The sequence below is a fragment of the Rhizobium sp. BK275 genome, assembly GCF_014193555.1.
In the GTDB taxonomy this organism is placed as follows: Bacteria; Pseudomonadota; Alphaproteobacteria; order Rhizobiales; family Rhizobiaceae; genus Rhizobium.
In genome coordinates this window covers 398940-418125 of sequence record NZ_JACHZL010000003.1, presented here as the reverse complement: position 1 = coordinate 418125, position 19186 = coordinate 398940, and the positions used below count along the sequence as shown (strand labels likewise).

The window sequence follows — 19186 nt, the reverse complement described above, 5'->3', positions numbered from 1 at the left end:
ATGAAATGGAAAGGCCGGACTCTTGCCCGGTCTTTTCTTTGGCCGCCCGCGCTGACGGCTTGACGGCATTAAGCCATGAATTTGGGTAGTGCGGCGGCCAAAGCGTCGACGGCAAGACGGATCCTGAGCGGCAGGTGCGGTGTCTGCAGCCACAGCGCATGGCAGTCATAGAGAAATTCCGGCTGACCTGGCAGCAAGATTTCGAGCGCTCCAGCCTGCGCGCGGTCGCGAATGAGCCAGTAGGGCAGCCAGGCAAGCCCCATGCCGACCGTTGCCGCATCTGCAATCGCATCGAGATCATCGAGCCGCAATCGGCCATTCGGCCGAACTTCTACCGGAACATGGTCTTCATGCGGGAAGATCCATGGGCTGGAGCGCGCGGTGCGTGCGTAAATGATTGCATCGTGCTTGCCGATATCCTCGATCTTCTCCGGTCTGCCATGCGCGTCGAGATAGCTCGCCGAGGCGCAGACCACCATGCGCTGGCGCGCGACACGTCGCGCAATAATGCCTGACCTGTCAGCGAGTTCCCCGGTGCGGATCGCGAGATCATAGCCGTCATCGGCGAGATCGGTAATCGGGTCGCCGAACGATAGATCGAGTTCGAGGCTCGGATATCGCTTTGCAAGCTCGATCAGAACCGGAAGCACGCAATGCCGGCCGAAATGCACGGGCATGGTGACGCGCAGCTTTCCGCAAGGTTCGGACAGATGGTCGAACGCGAGCGCATCCGCGGCTTCTGTCTCGGCAAGGATCACCCGGCAGCGCTCGTAATAGGCGCGTCCAAAATCCGTAAGGCTTTGGCGGCGTGTCGTCCGGGTGATAAGGCTTACCCCCAATCGCTCCTCAAGAAAGCGGATGTGCTTGCCGACCATCGGACCGGAGATGCCGAGTGCCGCTGCCGCTGCCGCAAACGAACCCAGATCCACGGCCTTCACGAAGACGGTCATGCTCGTGAGACGATCCATATTGCAAACTCATGGTTTCTTCTGTCTTGCATCTAGCCCAATTTATCTCCCTCGATCCAATTGGCATAGAACATTCAGTCCGATTGTTTTGGAGTTGATGGGAAATGGCACGCATAATCCGCTTTCACGAATTTGGCGGTCCTGACGTTCTCCGCATTGAGGATATGGATATTCCCGCCCCAGGGCCGGGACAGGTTCAGATCCGCGTCAAGGCTCTTGGGATCAACCGGGCCGAGGCCCTGCTAAGATCCGGCACCTATATCGAAACCGCGCCGCTGCCGTCAGGCCTTGGTCTTGAGGCGGCAGGCATCATCGAGGCGGTAGGGGAGGGCGTAGACGGCTTTGCGCCCGGCGACGCCGTCAGCATCATCCCGCCGATCTCAATGGTGCGCTCGCCGGCTTACGGTGAACTGGTCACATTTCCCGCTGGATCTATTGTCAGGCACCCGCCGACAATCTCCTGGGAGGAGGCTGCCGCTCTCTGGATGGCGTATCTGACTGCTTATGGCGCCCTCATCGATATCGCCCGACTTTCAAGAGGGGAGTTCGTCGCTATCACCGCTGCATCGAGCAGTGTAGGTCTTGCCGCAATCCAGATCGCCAACGTGATTGGCGCTATACCGATTGCGATCACGAGAACCTCTTCAAAGCGCCTTGCATTGCAGGAAGCCGGTGCTGCGCATGTCATCGCCTCGCAGGAGGAGGATCTGGAAACACGACTAAAGGAAATCGCCGGAGAAGCAGGTGTTCGTGTCGTCCTCGATGCCGTGGCCGGACCTATCTTCGACCCGCTGACGGCGGCGATGTCCTCGGGCGGCATGCTTATCGAATATGGTGGATTGAGCCCGCAGCCAACACCGCTTCCGTTGCCTGCCGTGCTCGGCAAATGCCTGCTGCTGCGCGGCTATCTCGTCCATGAGATCATTCGCGATCCAATACGGCTGCGGGCTGCAAAGACCTTTATATTCGAGGGGCTCGCGTCCGGCGCGCTGAAGCCTGTCATTGCAAGGACATTCCCTTTCGAGCAGATCGTCGAAGCGCATCGGTTCCTGGAATCGAACGAGCAGTTCGGCAAAATTGTCGTGACGGCCTGATGCGGTCCGGCTGGGATCATGTCTCAAGCCCGGCCTGCAAGTTGTTGGCCGGGCTTGATGGTCTGCCAGGGCTTACCAGCGCTGATGCACGTGCGGAGCGATCAGCCGCCCGTAGATTTCACGCGTTGCGGCCATGACGTCGGCCGAGAGCGGCGCGAGATCGGCAGCGGCTGCGTTCGCCTTGGCCTGCTCGGCATTGCGCGCGCCGGGGATGACGACTGTGACGGCATCCGCCATCAGGATCCAACGCAACGCGAATGCGGCCATGCTGGCCCCTGCCGGAACGAGCTTGCGCACTTCCTCGACCGCCTGCAGACCGACCTCGAAGGGCACGCCCGAGAAGGTCTCGCCAACATCGAAGGCTTCGCCGTGGCGGTTGAAGTTGCGGTGATCGTCGCTGGCGAATTTGGTGTCGCGGGTGATCTTGCCGGAGAGCAGGCCGCTTGCGAGCGGCACGCGGGCGATGATCGCCACGTTCTTGCGGCGGGCCTCGGCGAAGAACAGGTGGCCAGGACGCTGGCGGAAGATGTTATAGATGATCTGGATGCTGACGACTCCGGGATATTCGATCGCCTTCAGCGCTTCCTCGACCTTCTCGACGCTCACGCCGTAGCCCTTGATCTTGCCGGCCTTCTGCAGTTCGTCCAGCCCCGCGAAGACCTCGGGGTGATAGAGCACCTCCGTCGGCGGGCAGTGAAGCTGCACGAGGTCGAGGTTGTCCACCTGCAGGTTCTTCAGGCTGCGGTCGATGAAGCTTTCCAGGTTGGCCTTGGTGTAGCCCTCAGTGACATGCGGGTTGAGGCGGCGGCCGGCCTTGGTCGCGACCATCGGGCGCTCGCCGCCACGCGCCTTCAGCACGTCGGCAATGATCTTTTCGGAGCGGCCGTCGCCATAGACGTCGGCAGTGTCGATGAAGGTCATGCCGGCATCGAGTGCGGCATTCAGCGCAGTGCGGCCGTCCGCTTCGCTGACATCGCCCCAGGAGCCGCCGATCTGCCAGGCGCCGAAGCCGACATCGGTGATGGTAAAGGGCAAGCGGCCGAAAGCATGATGTTTCATGGAAATCCTCCGTTCGTAATGAAAGGCCTCGCAGTAGCAGGTGCCGATTAGGGCGGCAATCGCCGATGCCGCTTGGATCGCCTGCTGCGATCAAATATCCTTGTCCACGACGGCTTCAACCGCAGACGACGGAAGAACAGGAAAGATCATGGATATCAAAACCGCAGGCTCGCGCCCCTCCACGAAAGGCCAGGACGATTACTTCACCGGTTCCGTTCGCCTGGATCCTCTCGTCGAAGCGCCGGAGCCGGGGCGCGTGCGGGCCGCTCACGTGACCTTCGAGCCCGGCGCGCGCACAGCCTGGCACACGCATCCCCTGGGGCAGACACTGATCGTTACATCAGGCAGGGGGCTCGTTCAGACATGGGGCGGGGAAATCAGGGACATTCGCCCCGGGGATGTCGTTTGGTTTGCGCCGGGAGAGAAGCACTGGCATGGCGCAAGCCCCGAGACGGCCATGAGCCACATTGCCATCCAGGAAGCGCTGAACGGCAGCGTCGCAGATTGGCTGGAGCAGGTCAGCGACGAGCAATATGCCGGCAAGGTCCAAGGCGGCTGAGAAAGGCCTCAGGCTCTGAAAATGCTCGTGCGATTCGAGCCTTCGTCATGATTTCCGTCGCGGCGAGGGGACGTCTCGGCCGCATCCACGTCGGCTGCATGTGGAAAACTTGGCGCGGCAGATCGCCGATTTGCTGCGGGGTTCGGGGAGGCTTTCCGAAACAATTTCTGGACTGTCATGGTTTTGTCTCCAAACCTGCTTGACACTAAAAGGCGAACCCCTTAGTTAGCCGCTCATCCCAACGGCCAGCCCGTTCGGGGAGGGTGCTCAGGCACCGGATTGCTTGAAAGAATGCGGGTGTAGCTCAGTCGGTTAGAGTGCCGGCCTGTCACGCCGGAGGTCGCGGGTTCGAGCCCCGTCACTCGCGCCATTTCAAAGCAGGCGGCAAATTGTCGCCGTCTGTCCGGTTTCATGGTATCCTCACGGTCCGCAAGGTCCAATGCGCGGGTGTAGCTCAGTCGGTTAGAGTGCCGGCCTGTCACGCCGGAGGTCGCGGGTTCGAGCCCCGTCACTCGCGCCACTTATCTCCAAAAAGCCATGCAGTTTCCGAGGGTCAGCCATGCGGCCTTCCGCAACTTTTGGGGATTTGTCGCGACATCGTTGCATCTGCTTGATAATGTCCGTCCGCCACTGTTCGAATAGCTTCTGTAAAAGTCTTGCGCCGGGGCTCCGGCTGCGCTAACCACGGCTTGTTGCAACGCACGTTCGCTTGCCGGGCATTTGCCCAGTTGCGCCGCCAGGCGCCGCCGGCAAGCAGGGATGAACATGATGACTGAACTGCTCAGTTCCTATATTCCGATCGCTATTTTCATCGGTATCGCGCTCGTCATCGGCCTGGCGCTGCTCATTGCGCCGTTTGCCGTTGCCTTCAAGGCGCCCGATTCGGAAAAGCTCTCGGCTTACGAATGCGGCTTCAACGCATTCGACGACGCCCGCATGAAGTTCGACATCCGCTTCTACCTCGTGTCGATTCTCTTCATCATCTTCGACCTTGAGGTCGCCTTTCTCTTTCCGTGGGCCGTCTCCTTCGGCGCCATCGGCTGGTTCGGCTTCTGGTCCATGATGGTCTTCCTCCTCGTGCTGACCATCGGCTTTATCTATGAATGGAAGAAGGGAGCCCTGGAATGGGAGTAGCCCCCGCTGGCAATCAGACGCTCGTCGCGCCGCAGCCGAAGGGGATCATCGATCCCTCGACCGGTAAGCCGATCGGCAGCAACGACGCGTTCTTCGGCGAGATCAACAACGAACTCGCCGACAAGGGTTTTCTCGTTACCTCGACCGATGAGCTGATCAACTGGGCTCGTACCGGCTCGCTGATGTGGATGACCTTCGGTCTTGCCTGCTGCGCCGTCGAGATGATGCAGCTCTCCATGCCGCGTTACGACGTCGAGCGCTTCGGTTTCGCGCCGCGCGCCTCGCCGCGCCAGTCCGACGTCATGATCGTCGCCGGCACGCTGACCAACAAGATGGCGCCCGCTCTCCGCAAGGTCTACGACCAGATGCCGGAACCGCGTTACGTCATCTCGATGGGCTCCTGCGCCAACGGTGGCGGCTACTATCACTATTCCTATTCGGTTGTTCGTGGTTGCGACCGCGTCGTGCCGATCGACATCTACGTGCCGGGCTGTCCCCCCACGGCAGAGGCGCTGCTTTATGGCGTGCTTTTGCTGCAGAAGAAGATCCGCCGCACCGGCACGATCGAACGCTAAGGGCAAGGACTGGACATTATGAGCGAAGCCCTCACTGAGCTTTCGTCGTACCTTTCGGAGGCGCGCGGCAATCTGATTGCTGCCTCGCAGCTCAAATATGGCGAGCTGACGCTGACGACGACCGGCGACAATCTGATCCCGCTGCTGACCTTCTTGCGCGACGACGCCAAGTGCGGTTTCGTCAACCTGACGGATATTTGCGGCGTCGACTGGCCGCAGCGCGAACTGCGCTTCGACGTCGTCTATCATCTTCTGTCTCCGAAGAAGAACTTGCGCATCCGCGTGAAGCTGGCGACCGACGAAGATACGCCGGTTCCGTCCGCCTGCGCCGTCTATCCGGGCGCCGACTGGTTCGAACGCGAGACCTGGGACATGTACGGCGTGCTTTTCACCGGCCATCCGGACCTGCGCCGCATCCTGACCGACTACGGTTTCGAGGGGCATCCGCTGCGCAAGGATTTCCCGACGACCGGTTTCGTCGAGGTTCGCTACGACGATGCGGCAAAGCGCGTCGTTTACGAGCCTGTCGAGCTGAAGCAGGAATTCCGCAATTTCGATTTCTTGTCCCCCTGGGAAGGCACGGAATACGTGCTGCCGGGCGACGAAAAGGCGAAGCAGTAAGTTTGAGGCGTGTGGCGGGTTTTTGCCCGCCGTTCACTGACTACCCGAAAAAGCGAGCCCATCGCCATGACCGAACATAACGTCCGTAACTTCAACATCAATTTCGGGCCGCAGCATCCGGCAGCGCACGGCGTTCTGCGTCTTGTGCTGGAGCTTGATGGCGAAATCGTGGAGCGCGTCGATCCGCATATCGGCCTGCTGCACCGCGGGACCGAAAAGCTGATTGAAACCAAGACCTACCTGCAGGCCGTTCCCTATTTCGATCGCCTCGACTACGTGGCGCCGATGAACCAGGAGCATGCCTATGCGCTGGCCGTCGAGAAATTGATCGGCCTGGAAATCCCGATTCGCGGCCAGCTCATCCGTGTCCTTTATTCGGAAATCGGCCGTATCCTGTCGCATCTGCTGAACGTCACCACGCAGGCTATGGACGTCGGTGCGCTGACGCCGCCGCTCTGGGGCTTCGAAGAGCGCGAAAAGCTGATGGTGTTCTATGAGCGCGCCAGCGGCTCCCGCATGCATGCCGCTTACTTCCGTCCGGGCGGCGTTCACCAGGACCTGCCGGAACAGCTCGTGCAGGATATCGGCAAATGGTGCGACGAATTCCCCGGCAAGCTCGACGATATCGACGACCTTCTGACCGGCAACCGCATCTTCAAGCAGCGTAACGTCGATATCGGCGTCGTCTCGCTGGAAGATTGCTGGGCCTGGGGGTTCTCGGGCGTCATGGTGCGCGGTTCGGGCGCGGCCTGGGACCTGCGCCGCGCGCAGCCCTATGAATGCTATTCGGATCTCGAGTTCGACATTCCGGTCGGCAAGAACGGCGACAACTACGATCGCTACCTGATCCGCATGATCGAGATGCGCGAATCCGTGAAGATCATGAAGCAGTGCGTGAACCGCCTGCTCGGTGATGCCAAGACGGGACCGTTCTCCTCGATCGACGGCAAGGTCGTTCCGCCGAAGCGTGGCGAGATGAAGCGTTCGATGGAAGCGCTGATCCACCACTTCAAGCTCTACACTGAAGGCTATCACGTTCCCGCCGGCGAGGTTTACGCTGCCGTCGAAGCGCCGAAGGGTGAGTTCGGCGTCTATCTCGTTTCCGACGGCACCAACAAGCCCTATCGCTGCAAGATTCGTGCTCCGGGTTATGCGCATCTGCAGGCGATGGACTTCATGTGCCGTGGTCACCAGCTTGCCGACGTCGCGGCCGTTCTCGGCTCGCTCGACATCGTGTTCGGCGAGGTGGACCGGTAATGCAGGCTCTGTCGCTTGCAGCAGCACTCCTTCTTTCGGCTTCCGCTGCCTTTGCGCAGGAAGCCGGAAAGCTCGGCACGCCGCTGGGCCACGAGGAAGCGCAGCCGCCGGCAGAGCAATCGTCCATGGGCGACCTTTTGTCCAAGGGCTATCAAATCAAGGCCGCCGTGCCGAACGGCGGCAAGTTTGTGGTATTTATGCAAAAAGACCAGTCGGCCTATGCCTGTGAAATGCAGTCTCTGACTGCTTCGCGGTGTGGAACGCTAAACTGACAAGGCGTGAGGAAGAATGTCCGTTCGTCGATTAGCCGAAGATCAATTCCAGCCGGCCGCATTCGCTTTCAGCGATGAAAACGCGGTCTGGGCGGAAAAGACGATTCAGAAATATCCCGCAGGCCGTCAGCAGTCCGCGGTCATTCCGCTGTTGATGCGTGCGCAGGAGCAGGATGGTTGGGTCACCCGCCCGGCGATCGAAAAGATCGCCGACATGCTGGACATGGCCTATATCCGTGTTCTCGAAGTCGCGACCTTCTACACCCAGTTCCAGCTGCATCCGGTCGGCACCCGCGCTCACGTGCAGGTCTGCGGCACGACACCGTGTATGCTGCGCGGTTCGGAAAAGCTGATGGGCGTCTGCCGCAGCAAGATCCACCAGCACCCGTTCGAACGCAACGCTGAAGGCACGTTGTCCTGGGAAGAGGTCGAATGTCTCGGGGCCTGCGTCAACGCTCCGATGGTGATGATCGGCAAGGACACCTATGAGGACCTGACGCCGGAACGCCTGGAAGAGATCATCGATACGTTTGCTGCCGGCAACGGCACCAGCGTCAAGGTCGGTCCGCAGATCGACCGTCACCTGTCCTCGCCCGAGGGCGGCCCGACGACGCTTCTCGACGACGTTACTGTGACCCGCACCCGGGCTGGCAAAGCCCCGGCTGCTGCCGACGGTGCGCCGGTTCCGCCTTCCGAGGCCGCTCGCCCGAAGAGCACCGATGCCGAGACCAACGCCTCGCTGAAGACGCCGGCAACCTCGCCCAAGGCATCGGCCAAGAATGCGAAGGCTGCCGAAGTTCAGCCGCTGTCTGGCACTGCCGCTTCCGAGCCGGCGCCGAAGGCGACTGCTGCTGAAACCACCGCAAAGCCGTCGCTGACCGACAAGAATCGTCCGGCCGGCATCGAAAAGCCCGCTGCTCCCGATGATCTCAAGATGATCTCCGGCGTCGGTCCGAAGATCGAAGCGACGTTACATGAAATCGGCATCTTCACCTTCGCGCAGATCGCGGGCTGGAAGAAGGCCGAACGCGAATGGGTCGATAGCTTCCTGAATTTCCGCGGCCGCATTGAGCGCGACGACTGGGTCAAACAGGCCAAGGCGCTCGCCAAGGGCGGCGAAGCGGAATATATCAAGGTCTTCGGCAAGAAGCCGCGGTAAGAGGTGTGAGACATGCTGCAAGATAAAGACCGCATCTTTACCAACATCTACGGCCTCAAGGACAAATCCCTGAAAGGCGCGATGAGCCGCGGCCATTGGGATGGCACCAAACAGATCCTCGAAAAGGGCCGCGACTGGATCATCGACGAGATGAAGGCATCCGGCCTTCGCGGCCGTGGCGGCGCAGGCTTCCCAACCGGTCTCAAGTGGTCCTTCATGCCGAAGCAGAGCGACGGCCGTCCGCATTACCTCGTCGTCAATGCCGACGAATCGGAGCCCGGCACCTGCAAGGACCGCGACATCATGCGCAACGATCCGCACACGCTGATCGAAGGCTGCGTGATCGCAAGTTTCGCCATGGGTGCGAACGCTGCCTATATCTATGTGCGCGGCGAATATATCCGCGAGCGCGAAGCCCTGCAGGCGGCAATCGATGAATGCTACGATGCCGGCCTTCTCGGCAAGAACAACAAGCTCGGCTGGGACATGGACATCTATGTCCATCATGGCGCCGGCGCTTATATCTGCGGTGAAGAAACCGCGCTGCTCGAAAGCCTCGAGGGCAAGAAGGGCCAGCCGCGCCTGAAGCCGCCATTCCCGGCAAACATGGGCCTCTATGGCTGCCCGACGACGGTCAACAACGTCGAATCGATCGCCGTTGCTCCGACCATCCTGCGTCGTGGCGCCGGCTGGTTCTCGTCCATCGGCCGTCCAAACAATGTCGGCACCAAGCTGTTCATGCTTTCTGGTCACGTCAACAAGCCGTGCACCGTCGAAGAAGAAATGGGCATCACCTTCCGCGAGCTGGTGGACAAGCATGCCGGCGGTATCCGCGGCGGCTGGGACAACCTGCTTGCCGTCATTCCGGGCGGCGCATCCTGCCCGATCGTTCCGGCCAAGGACATCATGGACTGCCCGATGGACTTCGACGGCCTGCGCGCCGTCGGGTCCTCCTTCGGTACGGCTGCCTCGATCGTCATGGACAAGTCCACCGACGTCATCAAGGCGATTGCCCGCATCTCGGCCTTCTTCAAGCATGAGAGCTGCGGCCAGTGCACGCCGTGCCGCGAGGGCACGGGCTGGATGTGGCGCGTGATGGAGCGTATGGCGCGCGGCAACGCGCAGAAGCGCGAAATCGACATGCTGTTCCAGGTCACCAAGCAGATCGAAGGCCACACCATCTGTGCGCTCGGCGATGCCGCCGCATGGCCGGTGCAGGGTCTGATCCGTAACTTCCGTCCGGAAATCGAAGCCCGCATCGACCAGTACACGGCCAATGCCCTCGATCACGGCGCGGTTCTGGAGGCGGCGGAGTAAGCGCATGACGACCAGCACGTCCGACAGCAAGGTGAGGGAAGGGGCAGCTGATTTCGCGGCTGACTTCGGCCGTCTTGCTGCCGGCATGCTGGAAAATGCGCGCGCCATGCCTATTCATCCGCTGATGGCCCATCCGGCTGCGGCATTTGCCGCTGCGACGGCGATCGGTTTCGGCCTCTCCACACAGATGGCTGGCGCCTTCTTCGGCGTGCTGCAGGGTGCGCTCGAAACGGCGAACATGGCAGCCGCAGCACTCGACGAAACGCCGCCAGATGAAGACGCGCCGGAGATGGATGTCCGTCCGGAGAATATCCGCCGGCCGGCTGAAAAGACCGAGCCGGTTCGCAAGGCGGCAAAGCCGAAGCTGACCGTGGTTTCCACCAAGGCCCCGGCCGAGAAGAGTGCCAAGCCTGCGGCGGCTGCCAAGGCCAAGCCGGCCGCAAGGTCCAGGAAGGCTGACGACCTCAAGCTGATCGCCGGCATCGGTCCGAAGCTGGAGCAGGTGCTAAACGGAAGGGACATCCGCACCTTCGCCGATATCGCGGCATGGAGCGATGCTGAGATTGCGAACCTGGATGCCGAACTCGGCGTTGACGGCCGTATCTTGCGCGACGACTGGGTCGGCCAGGCCAAGGTGCTGGCGACGCGGGGACGCAGGAAGAAGTAGATTTCCGGCCGAATGCGATGGCTGGAGGAATGGCGGATCGACCGACGGGGCAGGGGCTCCGGGTCGCAATGCCGCTGGCGGGTTCCGGGTCTCGGAACCAGCGAAAGAAAATTTGGGCAATACCAGCGCCAGGACGGATGAAATAACCGCCTTGGCAATATGGATGTTGCAAAAATAGGTTTGTTTGCCGGTACCCGGCGAATGGGAAACAGGACTGAGTGACGATGGCAAAACTGAGGATTGACGGTAACGAGATCGAAGTTCCGGATCATTTCACGCTGCTTCAGGCATGCGAAGAAGCCGGTGCTGAAGTTCCGCGCTTCTGCTTCCATGAGCGTCTGTCGGTTGCCGGCAACTGCCGCATGTGCCTCGTCGAGGTCAAGGGCGGCCCGCCGAAGCCGCAGGCTTCCTGCGCCATGGGCGTGCGCGATATCCGCGGCGGCCCGAACGGCGAACTGCCCGAAGTCTTCACCAACACGCCGATGGTCAAGAAGGCCCGCGAAGGCGTGATGGAATTCCTGCTGATCAACCATCCGCTCGATTGCCCGATCTGCGATCAGGGTGGCGAATGCGACCTGCAGGACCAGGCCATGGCCTTCGGCATCGACACGTCGCGCTATCAGGAAGACAAGCGCGCGGTCGAGGACAAGTATATCGGCCCGCTCGTCAAGACGGTCATGAACCGCTGCATTCACTGCACGCGCTGCGTCCGTTTCACGACTGAGGTCGCCGGCATCTCCGAACTCGGCCTGATCGGCCGCGGCGAAGACGCCGAAATCACCACCTATCTCGAGCAGGCCATGACGTCCGAGCTGCAGGGCAACGTCGTCGATCTCTGCCCGGTCGGCGCTTTGACCTCCAAGCCCTTCGCTTTCACGGCTCGTCCGTGGGAACTGAACAAGACCGAATCGATCGACGTCATGGACGCCGTCGGCTCCGCGATCCGTGTCGATACGCGTGGCCGCGAAGTCATGCGCATTCTGCCGCGCGTCAATGAAGCCGTGAACGAAGAGTGGATTTCGGACAAGACCCGCCACGTATGGGACGGCCTGAAGACGCAGCGCCTCGACCGGCCCTATGTCCGCAAGGGCGGCCGTCTGCAGCCGGCGACCTGGGGCGAAGCCTTCGGCGCCATCAAGGCAGCCGTTTCTGCGACATCGGGCGACAAGATCGGTGCGATCGCCGGTGACCTCGCTTCGGTCGAAGAAATGTACGCACTCTCCGAATTGGTGAAGTCGCTCGGTTCCGAGAACCTCGACTGTCGCCAGGATGGGGCGGCACTTGATCCGTCGCTCGGCCGCGCAAGCTACCTCTTCAACCCGACCATTGCGGGCATCGAACAGGCTGACGCGCTGCTCATCATCGGCGCGAACCCGCGCTTCGAGGCTGCAATCCTCAACGCCCGTATCCGCAAGCGTTACCGTCGCGGCGGCTTCCCGATCGGCGTGATTGGTGAGGGTGGCGAAATGCGCTACAAGTATGATTACCTCGGTGCTGGTCCGGACACGTTGAAGGACATTCTCGACGGCGGCCACGCCTTCGCAGAGGTTCTTTCCAAGGCGTCCAAGCCAATGATCATCATCGGCCAGGGTGCTCTGACCCGTACCGATGGCGCAGGCGTTCTCGCAACAGCCGCCAAGCTCGCCGTCAATGTCGGCGCGATCGCCGATGGCTGGAACGGCTTTGCCGTTCTGCACACTGCGGCTTCCCGCGTCGGCGGCCTCGATCTCGGCTTCGTGCCAGGCGCCAAGGGCGTCAACGCTGCCGAAATGCTGAAGGCCATGGACGTGCTCTTCCTGCTCGGTGCCGATGAGTTCGACCTCGCAGCCAAGACCGCGAAGTTCACGGTCTACATCGGCTCGCATGGCGATAACGGCGCACATGGTGCCGACGTCATCCTGCCGGCTGCCGCCTATACGGAAAAGTCCGGCACCTGGGTCAACACCGAAGGCCGCGTCCAGATCGGCAGCCGCGCCGGCTTCGCACCGGGCGACGCCCGCGAAGACTGGGCGATCATTCGCGCCCTTTCCGACGTGCTCGGCAAGAAGCTCCCCTTTGATTCCCTCGGCGAATTGCGCGGCAAGCTCTATGCGGCATTCCCGCATTTTGCGGCTGTCGACGAGATCGCCGAAGGTAACAGCGCCCAAATTGCCGCACTGGCGAAAAAAGCCGGCAAGATGAACAAATCCGGGTTTGCGTCGCCGGTCAAAGACTTCTATTTGACGAACCCGATAGCGCGCGCCTCGGCTGTCATGGCCGAGTGCTCGGCATTGGCCCGCAACAATTTCAAAGTCGCGGCAGAGTAAGGGCAGGAACTCATGGATTCTTTCTTCTCGACCTATGTCTGGCCGGCGATCATCATGATCGGTCAGTCGCTGCTGCTGCTCGTCTGCCTGCTGGTCTTCATCGCTTACGTCCTGCTTGCCGACCGCAAGATCTGGGCTGCCGTCCAGCTTCGCCGCGGCCCGAATGTCGTCGGTCCCTTCGGCCTGTTCCAGTCCTTCGCCGACCTTCTGAAATTCGTCTTCAAGGAGCCGGTTATTCCGGCCGGCGCCAACAAGGCGGTCTTCCTGCTGGCTCCGCTGGTCACCGTGCTTCTGGCGCTGTCGACCTGGGCGGTCGTGCCGCTCGCCGACGGCTGGGTGATTGCCAACATCAATGTCGGTATTCTGTATATCTTCGCGATCTCGTCGCTCGAGGTCTACGGCATCATCATGGGCGGCTGGGCTTCGAACTCGAAGTATCCGTTTCTCGGCGCGCTGCGCTCGGCAGCGCAGATGGTGTCCTATGAGGTTTCGATCGGCTTCGTCATCGTCACGGTACTCCTCTGCGTCGGTTCGCTGAACCTGACCGATATCGTCAATGCGCAGCATACGGGCCTTGGCACCATGCTCGGCCTGCCGGCATCGTTCCTCGACTGGCACTGGCTGTCGCTGTTCCCGATGTTCATCGTCTTCTTCATTTCGGCGCTCGCCGAGACGAATCGCCCGCCCTTCGACCTTCCGGAAGCCGAATCGGAACTCGTCGCCGGCTTCATGGTCGAATACGGCTCTGCTCCGTACATGATGTTCATGCTCGGCGAATATGCGGCCGTCGTCCTGATGTGCTCGCTGACGACGATCCTCTTCCTCGGTGGCTGGCTGCCGCCGGTCGACTTCTGGCTCATCAACTGGGTGCCCGGCATCATCTGGTTCATGCTGAAGGCGTGCCTGGTGTTCTTCATGTTCGCCATGGTCAAGGCTTTCGTGCCGCGTTACCGCTACGACCAACTCATGCGTCTCGGCTGGAAGGTCTTCCTTCCGCTGTCGCTCGCCATGGTCGTCATCGTTGCATTCGTGCTGAAACTGACGGGATGGGCCGGCTGATGTCCAACCTCGTTTCCGGCAAAATTGGAGAATAAGATGGGAAGCCTGTCCGCCTCCATCAACTCGCTTTTCCTCAAGGAATTCGTCGGCGCCTTCTTCCTGTCGATGCGCTACTTCTTCAAGCAGAAGGCGACGATCAACTACCCCTTCGAAAAGGGGCCGGTCAGCCCGCGCTTCCGCGGCGAACATGCGCTGCGCCGTTATCCGAACGGCGAAGAGCGTTGCATCGCCTGCAAGCTGTGCGAAGCGATCTGTCCCGCTCAGGCGATCACCATCGAAGCCGGCCCGCGCCGCAACGATGGCACGCGCCGCACGGTGCGTTACGACATCGACATGGTGAAGTGCATCTATTGCGGCTTCTGCCAGGAGGCATGCCCGGTCGATGCGATCGTCGAAGGCCCGAATTTCGAATTCGCCACCGAGACCCGTGAAGAGCTCTACTTCGACAAGCAGCGGCTGCTCGAAAACGGCGACCGGTGGGAGCGTGAAATCGCCCGTAACATTGCGATCGACGCGCCGTACCGCTGATTGAGATTTGAAATGCCGCGGAGAGGGCGCTCTTGCCTGCCGCGGTCAACATGCACCGGGGCTTTGCCGGCGAAGGCTGTGCGAGGTCCTATCGGGCAGGGAAACTCCCGGCTGCCCGGGGGAAGATGAAAAAGGCACCAACATGGGTCTGCAGGCTCTATTTTTCTATCTTTTCGCCTTTGTCGCGATAGCGTCGGCGTTCATGGTCATCTGGGCGAAGAACCCGGTTCACTCGGTTCTGTTCCTGATCCTGGTGTTCTTCAATGCAGCCGGTCTCTTCCTGCTGCTGGGTGCCGAATTCCTGGCGATGATCCTGCTCGTCGTCTATGTCGGCGCGGTTGCGGTTCTCTTCCTCTTCGTGGTGATGATGCTCGACATCGACTTCACTGAGCTTCGCGCCGGTGTTCTCGAATATGCGCCGATCGGCGCGCTGATCGGCCTCATCCTCGCTGCTGAGCTCATCGTCGTCGTCGGCGGCAGCGTGATCTCGCCGGAGGTCGCCAAGACGGTCGCCATGCCGATTCCGGCTCTCACAGAGCGCACCAATACGGCCGCGCTCGGCGACGTGCTCTACACGAATTACGTCTACTTCTTCCAGATCGCCGGTCTGGTCCTGCTGGTCGCCATGATCGGCGCGATCGTGCTGACGCTGAGGCATCGCACCAACATCAAGCGGCAGAATATTTCCCGCCAAGTTGCCCGCACGCCCGCGACTGCCGTCGAGGTGGTCAAGGTCAAGCCGGGCCAGGGCGTGAACTGAACCGAGAGGTCAAGGAACAAAGAACATGGTCATCGGACTTTCCCACTATCTCACGGTTAGCGCCATCCTCTTCACGATCGGCATCTTCGGCATCTTCCTGAACCGGAAGAACGTCATCGTCATCCTGATGTCGGTCGAATTGATTCTGCTGTCGGTCAACATCAACATGGTCGCCTTCTCGTCGTTCCTGAACGACATCGTCGGCCAGGTGTTCGCACTGTTCATTCTGACCGTTGCTGCTGCCGAAGCGGCGATCGGTCTTGCAATTCTCGTTGTCTTCTACCGCAACCGCGGTTCGATCGCGGTCGAAGACGTCAATATGATGAAGGGCTGAGCGGCTCATGTTCCTCTATAAGGCTATCGTCTTCCTTCCCCTGATCGGCGCGATCATCGCCGGCCTCTTCGGCCGCGCGATCGGCGCCAAGGCGTCGGAATATGTCACCAGCGGCCTGATGATCGTCGCCGCAGTTCTGTCCTGGGTCGTCTTCTTCACGGTCGCGCTCGGTCATCCCGAGGGCGCTATCAAGGTCGAGGTTCTGCGCTGGATCCAGTCCGGCGGGATCGACGTGTCCTGGTCGCTGCGTGTCGATACGCTGACCTCGGTCATGCTGATCGTCGTCAACACGGTCTCGACTCTGGTGCACATCTACTCGATCGGTTACATGCACACCGATCCGCACCGCCCGCGCTTCTTCGCCTATCTGTCGCTCTTCACCTTCGCCATGCTCATGCTGGTGACCTCCGACAACCTCGCCCAGATGTTCTTCGGCTGGGAAGGTGTGGGTCTGGCCTCGTATCTGCTGATCGGCTTCTGGTACAAGAAGCCCTCGGCATCGGCGGCTGCAATAAAGGCCTTCATCGTCAACCGCGTCGGCGACTTCGGCTTCGTGCTCGGTATCGCCAGCGTCTTCGTGCTGTTCGGCTCGATCAATCTCGATACGATCTTCGCCAATGCTGCGACCTTCGCTCCGGCGGAAGGCGGCGGTGAAGCCGGCGAAGTCGTCCTGAACCTCTTCGGCATGCATCTCGACAAGGCGCATGCGCTGACCGGCGCCTGCCTGCTGCTCTTCATGGGCGCGATGGGTAAGTCGGCACAGTTCCTGCTGCACACCTGGCTGCCGGACGCCATGGAAGGCCCGACGCCGGTTTCCGCACTCATCCATGCCGCAACCATGGTGACCGCCGGCGTCTTCCTCGTCGCCCGCATGTCGCCGATCTTCGAACACTCGCCGGATGCGCTCGTGGTCGTTACGATCATCGGTGCGATCACCGCCTTCTTCGCGGCGACCGTCGGTCTCGTGCAGAACGACATCAAGCGCGTCATCGCTTATTCGACCTGCTCGCAGCTCGGCTACATGTTCGTCGCTCTCGGTGTCGGTGCCTATGGCGCGGCAATCTTCCACCTCTTCACGCACGCCTTCTTCAAGGCTCTGCTCTTCCTCTGCGCCGGTTCGGTCATTCACGCCGTCGATGGCGAGCAGGACATGCGCTACATGGGCGGGCTGCGTCCGCACATCAAGATGACGTTCTGGATGATGATCATCGGCACGCTGGCGATCACCGGTGTCGGCATTCCCTTCACCCCGGTCGGCTTTGCAGGCTTCTTCTCGAAGGATGTCATCATCGAGGCTGCTTATGCGTCGCATTCGCCGGTTGCAGGCTTCGCCTTCACGCTGCTGGTCGTTGCCGCTCTCTTCACGAGCTTCTATTCCTGGCGCCTGATCTTCATGACCTTCTACGGCAAGCCGCGCGCTTCGCATGAGGTCATGCATCATGTCCACGAGTCGCCGCAGGTCATGCTGGTGCCGCTCTACCTCCTCGCCATCGGTGCAGTTTTTGCCGGCGTGCTCTTCGAAGGCCGCTTCTACGGCGAAGAATATGCCGAGTTCTGGAAGGGCGCGCTCTTCACCGGCGCCGAAAACGAACTGGTGGAAGAATTCCATCACGTTCCGGCATGGGTCGGCCTCAGCCCCTTCATCGCCATGCTGCTCGGCTTCGTGACCGCCTGGTACATGTACATCCGGTCGCCCTCGACGCCGCGCAAGCTCGCTCAGCAGCACCGTGTTCTCTACCAGTTCCTGCTCAACAAGTGGTACTTCGATGAACTCTACGACTTCCTCTTCGTCCGCACTGCCAAGGCGCTTGGCAACTTCCTGTGGAAGAAGGGTGACGTCGGCGTCATCGATGCCTACGGTCCGAACGGCGTCGCTGCCCGCGTGGTCAACGTGACCGACCGCGTCGTGCGCCTGCAGACCGGCTATCTCTATCACTATGCCTTCGCGATGCTGATCGGCGTTGCGGCGCTCGTTACCTGGATGATGCTCGGGAGTTCCTTCTGATGACCGATTGGCCTATTCTTTCAACGGTCACCTTCCTGCCGCTCGTCGGCGTGGTGCTCCTGTTGCTGATGAACGGCGAAACCGAGAATGGCCGCAAGAACGTGCTGTGGATCTCTTTGATCACCACGGTCTTCACCTTCATCCTGTCGCTCTTCATCTGGATCGGCTTCGACAACGCCAATCCGGGCTTCCAGATGATCGAGCAGCATAGCTGGCTCGGCACCGGCATCGGCTATCATGTCGGCGTCGACGGCATCTCCATGCTGTTCATCATCCTCACGACCTTCCTGATGCCTTTCTGCGTGCTTGCAAGCTGGCTCTCGATCGAGAAGCGTGTGAAGGAATACATGATTGCCTTCCTCGTCCTCGAAGTGATGATGGTCGGTGTCTTCGTTTCGCTCGATATCGTTCTCTTCTACGTCTTCTTCGAAGGCGGCCTCATTCCGATGTTCCTCATCATCGGTGTCTGGGGTGGTGCGAGCCGCGTCTATGCGAGCTACAAGTTCTTCCTCTATACACTGCTCGGCTCGGTGCTGATGCTGCTCGCCATCATGGCCATGTACTGGCAGGCCGGCACGACCGATATCGCCCAGCTTCTGGACTACAAGTTCCCGCCGGCGATGCAGACCTGGCTGTGGCTGGCCTTCTTCGCCTCCTTCGCGGTGAAGATGCCGATGTGGCCGGTCCACACCTGGCTCCCGGACGCGCACGTCCAGGCGCCGACGGCCGGTTCCGTCATCCTGGCGGGCGTGCTCCTGAAGCTCGGCGGCTACGGTCTGATCCGCTTCTCGATCGGCATGTTCCCGGTCGCATCGGACTATTTCGCGCCGCTCGTCTTCGCCATGTCCGTGATCGCTATCATCTACACCTCGCTGGTTGCGATGATGCAGGACGACATGAAGAAGTTGATCGCCTATTCTTCGGTTGCCCACATGGGCTACGTGACGATGGGCGTCTTCGCGGCCAATGCACAGGGTCTGCAGGGTTCGATCTTCCAGATGCTGTCGCATGGTATCGTTTCGGCCGCTCTCTTCCTCTGCGTCGGCGTCGTCTATGACCGCACCCACACCCGCGAGATCGCGGCTTACGGCGGTCTGGTCAACAACATGCCGAAATATGCCGTTGCCTTCATGGTCTTCACTATGGCGAACGTCGGCCTGCCGGGTACTTCGGGCTTCATCGGCGAATTCCTGACCCTGATCGGCGTCTTCCGAGCCAATACCTGGGTTGCGCTTTTTGCAGCCACCGGCGTCATCCTCTCGGCCGCCTATGCGCTCTGGCTCTATCGCCGGGTGATCTTCGGCGCGCTGGAGAAGGAAAAGCTGAAGGCCCTGCTCGACCTTTCGCCGCGTGAACAGGTCATCCTCTACCCGATGATCGCGATCACCATCTTCTTTGGCGTCTATCCGGCTCCGGTCTTCGATGCGACCGCAGCTTCCGTAGACCATCTGATCAACAGCTATTCGGCCGCAGTGCAGGCAGCGCAGAATGTTGCGCTGTCGATGAAATGAC

General features: G+C 60.9%; 19 protein-coding genes and 2 tRNA genes. 19 read left to right on the top strand and 2 right to left on the bottom strand.

The window, feature by feature from the left end; genetic code table 11:
• Window positions 1-68: 68 nt before the first annotated feature.
• Entirely contained in the window at window positions 69-968 is a 900-nt protein-coding gene (locus FHT82_RS11975) for a LysR family transcriptional regulator (RefSeq protein WP_183730238.1), read from the bottom strand.
• A gap of 104 nt (window positions 969-1072) precedes the next feature.
• Between FHT82_RS11975 and FHT82_RS11970 the strand changes: the two genes are divergently transcribed.
• On the top strand, window positions 1073-2062 hold the full coding sequence (locus FHT82_RS11970) for a zinc-dependent alcohol dehydrogenase family protein (RefSeq protein ID WP_183730235.1): 990 nt from the start codon (window positions 1073-1075) through the stop codon (window positions 2060-2062).
• 72 nt (window positions 2063-2134) lie between these two features.
• Here the strand turns inward: FHT82_RS11970 and FHT82_RS11965 are convergent, their stop codons facing one another.
• Entirely contained in the window at window positions 2135-3121 is a 987-nt protein-coding gene (locus FHT82_RS11965; protein WP_183730232.1) for an aldo/keto reductase, read from the bottom strand.
• Window positions 3122-3269: 148 nt separating this feature from the next.
• On the opposite strand from FHT82_RS11965, the gene FHT82_RS11960 reads away from it, so the two are divergent.
• From FHT82_RS11960 to FHT82_RS11875, 18 genes are all read left to right on the top strand, one after another.
• Window positions 3270-3680 (top strand): cupin domain-containing protein, encoded by a 411-nt coding sequence (locus FHT82_RS11960; RefSeq protein WP_183730230.1) that lies wholly within the window; start codon window positions 3270-3272, stop codon window positions 3678-3680.
• Window positions 3681-3973: 293 nt separating this feature from the next.
• Window positions 3974-4050, top strand: a tRNA-Asp gene (locus FHT82_RS11955).
• Window positions 4051-4123: 73 nt separating this feature from the next.
• A tRNA-Asp gene (locus tag FHT82_RS11950) sits at window positions 4124-4200 on the top strand.
• 248 nt (window positions 4201-4448) lie between these two features.
• On the top strand, window positions 4449-4814 hold the full coding sequence (locus FHT82_RS11945; protein ID WP_008521906.1) for an NADH-quinone oxidoreductase subunit A: 366 nt from the start codon (window positions 4449-4451) through the stop codon (window positions 4812-4814).
• Window positions 4805-5389, top strand: a complete 585-nt coding sequence (locus tag FHT82_RS11940) for an NADH-quinone oxidoreductase subunit B (protein ID WP_112544560.1) — start codon at window positions 4805-4807, stop codon at window positions 5387-5389. The genes FHT82_RS11945 and FHT82_RS11940 overlap by 10 nt, the downstream gene beginning before the upstream one ends.
• A gap of 18 nt (window positions 5390-5407) precedes the next feature.
• Entirely contained in the window at window positions 5408-6010 is a 603-nt protein-coding gene (locus FHT82_RS11935) for an NADH-quinone oxidoreductase subunit C (protein ID WP_183730227.1), read from the top strand.
• A 66-nt stretch (window positions 6011-6076) separates the two neighbouring features.
• Window positions 6077-7267, top strand: a complete 1191-nt coding sequence (locus tag FHT82_RS11930; RefSeq protein ID WP_183730224.1) for an NADH-quinone oxidoreductase subunit D — start codon at window positions 6077-6079, stop codon at window positions 7265-7267.
• Window positions 7267-7539 (top strand): hypothetical protein, encoded by a 273-nt coding sequence (locus tag FHT82_RS11925; protein ID WP_183730222.1) that lies wholly within the window; start codon window positions 7267-7269, stop codon window positions 7537-7539. The genes FHT82_RS11930 and FHT82_RS11925 overlap by 1 nt, the downstream gene beginning before the upstream one ends.
• Window positions 7540-7555: 16 nt before the next feature.
• Entirely contained in the window at window positions 7556-8698 is a 1143-nt protein-coding gene (locus FHT82_RS11920; RefSeq protein WP_183730219.1) for an NADH-quinone oxidoreductase subunit E, read from the top strand.
• A 12-nt stretch (window positions 8699-8710) separates the two neighbouring features.
• Entirely contained in the window at window positions 8711-10015 is a 1305-nt protein-coding gene (gene nuoF / locus FHT82_RS11915) for an NADH-quinone oxidoreductase subunit NuoF (protein WP_183730216.1), read from the top strand.
• A 4-nt stretch (window positions 10016-10019) separates the two neighbouring features.
• Window positions 10020-10682, top strand: a complete 663-nt coding sequence (locus FHT82_RS11910; protein ID WP_183730213.1) for a 5' DNA nuclease — start codon at window positions 10020-10022, stop codon at window positions 10680-10682.
• Between the two features lie 224 nt (window positions 10683-10906).
• Window positions 10907-12988 carry an NADH-quinone oxidoreductase subunit NuoG gene (gene nuoG, locus FHT82_RS11905; RefSeq protein ID WP_183730210.1) on the top strand — a complete coding sequence of 694 codons (2082 nt, stop codon included), beginning with the start codon at window positions 10907-10909 and terminating at the stop codon, window positions 12986-12988.
• Window positions 12989-13000: 12 nt separating this feature from the next.
• Window positions 13001-14047, top strand: coding sequence for an NADH-quinone oxidoreductase subunit NuoH (gene nuoH, locus FHT82_RS11900; protein WP_183730207.1), 1047 nt, complete (start codon window positions 13001-13003; stop codon window positions 14045-14047).
• A 36-nt stretch (window positions 14048-14083) separates the two neighbouring features.
• On the top strand, window positions 14084-14575 hold the full coding sequence (gene nuoI / locus FHT82_RS11895) for an NADH-quinone oxidoreductase subunit NuoI (RefSeq protein WP_183730204.1): 492 nt from the start codon (window positions 14084-14086) through the stop codon (window positions 14573-14575).
• 142 nt (window positions 14576-14717) lie between these two features.
• The gene (locus FHT82_RS11890) at window positions 14718-15335 is read left to right on the top strand and encodes an NADH-quinone oxidoreductase subunit J (RefSeq protein ID WP_183730201.1); all 618 of its coding nucleotides are present in this window, start codon (window positions 14718-14720) and stop codon (window positions 15333-15335) included.
• Window positions 15336-15360: 25 nt separating this feature from the next.
• Window positions 15361-15669, top strand: a complete 309-nt coding sequence (nuoK, locus tag FHT82_RS11885) for an NADH-quinone oxidoreductase subunit NuoK (RefSeq protein ID WP_183730199.1) — start codon at window positions 15361-15363, stop codon at window positions 15667-15669.
• Between the two features lie 7 nt (window positions 15670-15676).
• Window positions 15677-17674, top strand: coding sequence for an NADH-quinone oxidoreductase subunit L (nuoL, locus tag FHT82_RS11880; protein WP_183730195.1), 1998 nt, complete (start codon window positions 15677-15679; stop codon window positions 17672-17674).
• Entirely contained in the window at window positions 17674-19185 is a 1512-nt protein-coding gene (locus FHT82_RS11875) for an NADH-quinone oxidoreductase subunit M (protein ID WP_183730192.1), read from the top strand. The genes nuoL and FHT82_RS11875 overlap by 1 nt, the downstream gene beginning before the upstream one ends.
• Window position 19186 lies beyond the last annotated feature (1 nt).

Coding starts and splice junctions, on each gene's coding strand:
- nuoL (WP_183730195.1), top strand. CDS start 15,677: ATGTTCCTCTATAAGGCTATCGTCTTCCTTCCCCTGATCGGCGCGATC.
- FHT82_RS11970 (WP_183730235.1), top strand. CDS start 1,073: ATGGCACGCATAATCCGCTTTCACGAATTTGGCGGTCCTGACGTTCTC.
- FHT82_RS11940 (WP_112544560.1), top strand. CDS start 4,805: ATGGGAGTAGCCCCCGCTGGCAATCAGACGCTCGTCGCGCCGCAGCCG.
- FHT82_RS11920 (WP_183730219.1), top strand. CDS start 7,556: ATGTCCGTTCGTCGATTAGCCGAAGATCAATTCCAGCCGGCCGCATTC.
- nuoH (WP_183730207.1), top strand. CDS start 13,001: ATGGATTCTTTCTTCTCGACCTATGTCTGGCCGGCGATCATCATGATC.
- FHT82_RS11935 (WP_183730227.1), top strand. CDS start 5,408: ATGAGCGAAGCCCTCACTGAGCTTTCGTCGTACCTTTCGGAGGCGCGC.
- FHT82_RS11965 (WP_183730232.1), bottom strand. CDS start 3,121: ATGAAACATCATGCTTTCGGCCGCTTGCCCTTTACCATCACCGATGTC.
- FHT82_RS11930 (WP_183730224.1), top strand. CDS start 6,077: ATGACCGAACATAACGTCCGTAACTTCAACATCAATTTCGGGCCGCAG.
- nuoG (WP_183730210.1), top strand. CDS start 10,907: ATGGCAAAACTGAGGATTGACGGTAACGAGATCGAAGTTCCGGATCAT.
- nuoK (WP_183730199.1), top strand. CDS start 15,361: ATGGTCATCGGACTTTCCCACTATCTCACGGTTAGCGCCATCCTCTTC.
- FHT82_RS11945 (WP_008521906.1), top strand. CDS start 4,449: ATGACTGAACTGCTCAGTTCCTATATTCCGATCGCTATTTTCATCGGT.
- FHT82_RS11875 (WP_183730192.1), top strand. CDS start 17,674: ATGACCGATTGGCCTATTCTTTCAACGGTCACCTTCCTGCCGCTCGTC.
- nuoF (WP_183730216.1), top strand. CDS start 8,711: ATGCTGCAAGATAAAGACCGCATCTTTACCAACATCTACGGCCTCAAG.
- FHT82_RS11960 (WP_183730230.1), top strand. CDS start 3,270: ATGGATATCAAAACCGCAGGCTCGCGCCCCTCCACGAAAGGCCAGGAC.
- FHT82_RS11890 (WP_183730201.1), top strand. CDS start 14,718: ATGGGTCTGCAGGCTCTATTTTTCTATCTTTTCGCCTTTGTCGCGATA.
- FHT82_RS11975 (WP_183730238.1), bottom strand. CDS start 968: ATGGATCGTCTCACGAGCATGACCGTCTTCGTGAAGGCCGTGGATCTG.
- nuoI (WP_183730204.1), top strand. CDS start 14,084: ATGGGAAGCCTGTCCGCCTCCATCAACTCGCTTTTCCTCAAGGAATTC.
- FHT82_RS11910 (WP_183730213.1), top strand. CDS start 10,020: ATGACGACCAGCACGTCCGACAGCAAGGTGAGGGAAGGGGCAGCTGAT.
- FHT82_RS11925 (WP_183730222.1), top strand. CDS start 7,267: ATGCAGGCTCTGTCGCTTGCAGCAGCACTCCTTCTTTCGGCTTCCGCT.